Genomic DNA, 5,649 nt, shown 5'->3' on the forward strand with positions numbered 1-5,649 from the left:
ACTTGACTGTTAATCAGGGGGTCGTTGGTTCGAGTCCAACTTCGGGCGCCACCTTTGAAAACCTGCATCGCGAGATGCAGGTTTTTTTTTGTGCGTGATGGCTGCACTTCGTAGAGTCGAGCTTGCTCGACTGCTGTGTGCGCGATGCAAGAGCCAGTCGAGCAAGCTCGACTCTACAAAGGCGGTGGCGCAGTCGAGCAAGCTCGACTCTACAAGGTCAGTGCGCCGCGCCAGAATGCGACCAGGGTGGCGATCGCCACCAACACGATCGCGCCGAACAGCACCGCTTCCCAGCGGGTGAACACGGCCTGCCCATGCTGGCGCCGGGTTAGCGCGAACAGCACCACGCCGGGCACATACAGCAGCACCGACAGCAGCAGGTTGTCCACGCCGCCGGCATAGACCAGCCACAACGCGTAGGCGCTGGCCAGCAGCGCAACGCCGAAGTCGCGCCAGCGCACACCGGTTTCGCCGGCATAGGCCTGGCCGCGCCAGGCCAGCTGCACGGCGAAGGCTGCCGACAGGAAATACGGCACCAGGCTCATCGACGCGGCCAGCAGCACCAGGCTGGTGTAGCTGCCCGAATTGAACAGCACCAGCAGCAGGAACAGCTGGATCAGGCCGTTGCTCATCCACAGCGCGTTGGCCGGTACGCCGCGCGCGTTCTCGCGGCCCAGGAAGGTGGGCATGGTGCCGTCGCCGGCGGCGGCATACAGCACTTCACCGCACAGCAGCACCCAGGCCAGCAGCGCGCCGAGCACGGAAATGATCGAGCCGATGATGATTACGGTAGCGCCCCATTCGCCGACGATGGCGCGCAGCACATACGCCATCGAGGGGTTGGGCAGGCCGGCCAGCTCGGCCTGCGACAGCACCCCCATCGACAGCAGGCTGACCAGCACCAGCAGCAGCCACACCCCCACGAAACCGATCACGGTGGCGCGGCCGACGTCGGCGCGGCGGGCCGCACGCCGCGAATAGATGCTGGCTCCTTCAATGCCGATGAACACCCACACCGTCACCAGCATCATGCCGCGCAGCTGCGTGCCCAGATCGCCCAGCGCAGGTGTACCGAAGAAGTCGGCGCGGAACACGTCCATGCGGAATGCTCCGGCGGCCAGCACCAGGAACAAGGCGATCGGGACCAGCTTGGCCACGGTCACCAGGCCGTTGATGATGGCCGCGGTGCGCAGGCCCCGCAGCACCAGCAGGTGCACCGTCCATAGCAGCAGCGAAGAGGCAACGAAGGCCACCGGCGTATTGCCCTCGCCGAACACCGGCAGGAAGTGGCCCAGGCCACTGAAGATCAGCACGAAGAAGCTGGCATTGCCCAGCACCGAGGCCACCCAGTAGCCCCACGCGGCGGAAAAGCCGATGTAGTTGCCGAAGCCCTCGCGCGCATAGGCGTAGATGCCGGTGTCCAGATCCGGCCGACGGTTGGCCAGTGCCTGGAACACGAAGGCCAGCATCAGCATGCCGGCGCCGCTCAGGGCCCAGCCGATCAGCGCTGCGGCCGGCCCGGCGCTGCGGGCCACGTTCTGTGGCAGCGAGAAAATGCCGGCGCCAACCATCGAACCGACGACAAGCGCGGTCAGCGCGGCCAGGCCCAGGCGTTGGGTGGAAGACGGCATGCGGTCGTGCCTCGCGCGGTAGGCCCCCATCATGGCGGCGTGCATGTGGTGAAAAAGCAAAGGCCCGGGACATGCCCGGGCCTTTGCAGTGCGGTTGACCTTCGTGGATCAGTTGAAGGTGTACTTGGCGCCGACGGTGAAGTAACGACCAATCGCACCGCTGAAGTGCAGCGGGTTGTAGTTGACCGCGCCGTAGGTGGACGGGTCGAGCGGGGCGATGCGGTCGAACACGTTCTGCACCGAAGCGTTCAGTTCAAACGCATCGGTGATGTTCCAGCGACCGGACAGATCGAAGGTGGTGAACGAAGAGATCTTCTCCACCGGCGTACCGTCTTCATAGAAGGCCAGGTAGTCGCCACCGCGGCGATCCTTGTTTTCCATGCTGTCGATGTAGTTCACCACGCCGCTCACGCTCCACGGCCCCTGCTTCCAGGTGGTGCCGAAGTTGATGCGGTCCTGCGGGGTGCCGATGCAGTTGGTCACGTCGCAGTTGCCGTGCGTGCCCACGTAGTCGACGGTGGTGTCACCTTCGGTGCGCTCGAACTTCAGCAGGTGGCTCCACTGCAGGTCCATTTCCAGCTGGCCCGGGCCCAGGTCGAAGGTCTGGCGGATATCGGTATCGATACCGCGCACACGCGACGAGTTGGCGTTCACGTACTGCGTGTTGACCGCCAGGATGGTGCCGCTGTTGGCCACGCCGCCGATGTTGTTGCTGTCGCGCAGGACGTTGCCGGCGGCGATGGCGTCGGCGGTGCTGCCCTGGGCGATTTCGTTGGTGCGCTTGATTTCCCAGGCATCAACCGTCAGCGAGGTGCTGGAGGTTGGCTGCAGCACGATACCCACCGAGTAGCTCTTCGACTCTTCCGGCTTCAGGCCGGAATTGGGGCGGGTGATGATCGCCACCGAACGCGCGGTGCACTCGTTGTCCGGATCGATGGCGCAGCGCACCGGATCGCGGGCGTTGGAGAAGGCGGCCAGGCCACCGTCACCGTTTTCGGCCGGGTTCGGCGCACGGAAGCCTTCGGCGTAGCTGGCGCGCAGGGCGATCCAGTCGGCCGGGGTGAACTTCACGCCCAGCTTCGGGGTGGCCTTGCCTTCACCGCTTTCGTACTTGTCGTAGCGCAGTGCGGCCGACAGTTCCAACTGCTCCAGCACCGGCGCGGACAGTTCGACGTAGCCCGCGTACACGTTCTGGGTACCGTCATAGGCCGAGTAGCCCAGGCCGATGATGTCACCCTGGTCGGTGTAGGTCTGCGGGGTCAGGCTGTTGCTGGTCTTGCGCCATTCGGTACCCATGGCCAGGCCGAGCGGGCCGCCCTTCAGATCCATCAGGCTGCGCGAGACGGTGAAGTCGAACATGTCCAGGCTGGACTTGGCGCGGGCACTGATGGTGGGCGAGATGTAGTCATACAGCGCCTGCGAATTCAGGCCGGCGTTGTCGCCGATGCGCCACACACCGCCGGCGCAGGCCGGGTCACCCAGCGCGCACTGCACGGCGCTGTAGCGCAGGAAGCCGGTGCGCTTGTTGACCAGGTCGGTGCCCGAATGCAGGTAGGCGGTGTCGTAGCTCCAGTCGCCCCAGTTGCCCTTCACGCCCACCAGGAAACGGTTGAACTCGTTGGTGTTGTTGGTGACGCGCGGGCCGACATCCCAGGCCGAATAGCGCAGGCGCGAGGCCTGGCCGGGAATCGGGTTGTCCGGATGGGTCGGGCTGAGCACCACGGCACCGTCGCCGCTGCTGGCGTTGACCGGGCCGCCGGGGTAGCCCCAGCCGCCGGAAACACCGGACGGCGTGTTGCTGAAGATCGTTTCCTTCTTCGAGTAGCCGATCTCGGTGTAGACCTCGCCGCCCTCGCCGAAGGCGAAGCTGGCGCGGCCGAACACGTTCACGTACTTCTCTTCCGGGCTCAGGTCGCGGTACAGCTGGGCCGGATTCCACAGGCAGCCCTGCGCCTGTGCGGTGGCATCGCTCTGGCCGGGAATGGTGGTCAGGTCGGCGCAGCCCGGAAGTGCAACCAGGAAGGCCGGGTTCTCATCGTCCACGTTGCGGTCATCGAACACCGAACCGTTCGGGCCCACGCCACCGGCGGTGCCGCCGGACAGGTAGGCGCCGCCCAGGAACTGCGCATCGGCGGCGTCATAGCCCCAGCGACGGATGTCACCGGTGCCGATCCACTTGCGGTTCTTGCGGTCGCTGATCTTGATCGCGTCGGTCTTGCCGACGTCCAGGCTGAAGAACGCATTCCAGCCGTCGCTGGACAGGTCACCGGTACCAGCGGTCAGCGTGGCCTTCTTGGCATCGCCGTCGCCATCGCCGGAAACACCGTAGGAACCGCGCAGGATCGCGCCCTGGAAGTCGCTGCGCAGGATGATGTTGACCACGCCGGCGATCGCATCGGAACCGTAGATGGCCGAGGCGCCGTCCTTCAGCACTTCCACGCGCTCGACGGCGTCAAGCGGAATGGTGCTGAGGTCGGTGAACACCTTCTGGCCGTCATCGGCCAGGCCGTAGGTGGCCATGCGGCGACCGTTCAACAGCACCAGCGTGGAGCCGGCGCCCAGGCCGCGCAGCGAGATGCCGGCGCCACCGCCGGCAAAACCATTGCCGAAGGTCTTGGGAATGGAACCTGCACCGTCGGAGGTGAGCGTCTGCAGGTATTCGGCCACGGTGGTCTTGCCACTGCGGTCGATTTCCTGGCGGGTCACCACCTGCACCGGCGAGGGCGTTTCGGTGTTGGTGCGGGGAATGTTCGAACCGGTCACGGTGATCCGGTCGAGGTTGGTGGCCTGGTCCTGTGCGAAGGCAGGGGAGACCACGGCGCCGGCCAGCAGCAGAGCGCCGCCGGTGAGGATGTGGGTAATGGAAAATGCCAGGTGGTTTTGGCGGCGGCTGGCGGGCCGTTGGATCGGGTGTTTCACAGCTTCTCTCCTGACTGGAAAACTCGAGCATCGAGGGCTGTCACCGGTGTGCCCCGGGACGCGTCAATCTAGGTTTCTGTCAGGTGACGACGTTGTGAAGTTTTACTGAATTCGTAACAGAAATGTGATCGCGACTGAAGAATTGAAGGCGCATGGCCGGCTTGAAGCGCAGCCCGCGTTGGAGCCGGCCCGGCAGGTCGCCGGGCCGGTCCATGGCTCAGTCGGGCAGGCTGAACTGCACCGGCACCATGCCGATGGCGGACACCGCCTGGCCATCACGCTCGGCCGGGACGAAGCGCCAGTGGCGCAGCACCTGCTGGCGGGCCGCCTGGTCCAGGCTGCGCGAGCCACTGCTGCGTTCAATGCTGACGTTCACCGGCTGCCCGTTCGGGTCCACTTCCACCCGCAGCAGCACCGTGCCCTGTTCGTGGTTGCGCAGGGCAGGCACCGGATAGCTCGGCGGCGGCGCGCTGCGGTACTGCAGCTGGGCGCCGGTGACCGGAGCACCCGGCTGCAGCGCGGGCGGCGCTTCCACCGCCACCTCGGCGGCCGCCGGCAGGATGATGCCCTGGGCCTCGTCGAGTGTTGCGGTGGGCGCAGGCAGGGGCGGGGTCACGGTCGGCACAGGCTGCGATTTCGGCACCAGCTTCACCACTTCCGGCTTGGGCGGCAACGGGGTGGGCTCAAGCGGCTTGGGCTCTTCCTTGGGGATGAAACGCACCGTGGTGTCATCGCGGGGCAGGGCGCTGATGGCCTGGTAGGTTGCCGGGATCAGCAGCAGCAACAGCGCGAGCAGGTGCAGGGCAATGGCCGCGCTCCAGGCGGCAATGCGGGCGGGGTCGAAGTGCAGGGATGCAGCGGGATACGTACGAACCATGGTCCACCTCCATGCCAGTGTTGAAGTCCTCAACGCACCAAGGCCGCCATCGGGGTTGCCGCACGCGGCTGGCAGTTCATCATTAGCGCCAGCCACGGGCCACTGCCTAGAGTCAGGTGCGACGCCGTTGGGCTGGGCTTCATGAAGCGGTAGCGCCGGGCCATGCCCGGCGGCGGTTGCGGTGCCGCTGCGCTCGCGGGGCATGGCCCCGCGCTACCGGTG

The 5,649-nt window shown here is 66.1% G+C and carries 3 protein-coding genes; all 3 read right to left on the minus strand.

The features are described 5' to 3' along the window. Positions 1–209: 209 nt before the first annotated feature. Entirely contained in the window at positions 210–1,631 is a 1,422-nt protein-coding gene (locus tag IAE58_RS19520) for a basic amino acid/polyamine antiporter (RefSeq protein ID WP_199934739.1), read from the minus strand. A 108-nt stretch (positions 1,632–1,739) separates the two neighbouring features. After that, complete coding sequence (locus IAE58_RS19525; RefSeq protein ID WP_108750645.1) at positions 1,740–4,550, minus strand: TonB-dependent receptor; 2,811 nt, start codon at positions 4,548–4,550, stop codon at positions 1,740–1,742. A gap of 217 nt (positions 4,551–4,767) precedes the next feature. Then, a complete protein-coding gene (locus IAE58_RS19530) occupies positions 4,768–5,427 on the minus strand; it encodes an energy transducer TonB (RefSeq protein WP_199934738.1) in 660 nt (219 codons plus the stop codon). Positions 5,428–5,649 lie beyond the last annotated feature (222 nt).

Origin of the sequence: Stenotrophomonas sp. S49 (assembly GCF_016624905.1) — a bacterium.
In the GTDB taxonomy this organism is placed as follows: Bacteria; Pseudomonadota; Gammaproteobacteria; order Xanthomonadales; family Xanthomonadaceae; genus Stenotrophomonas.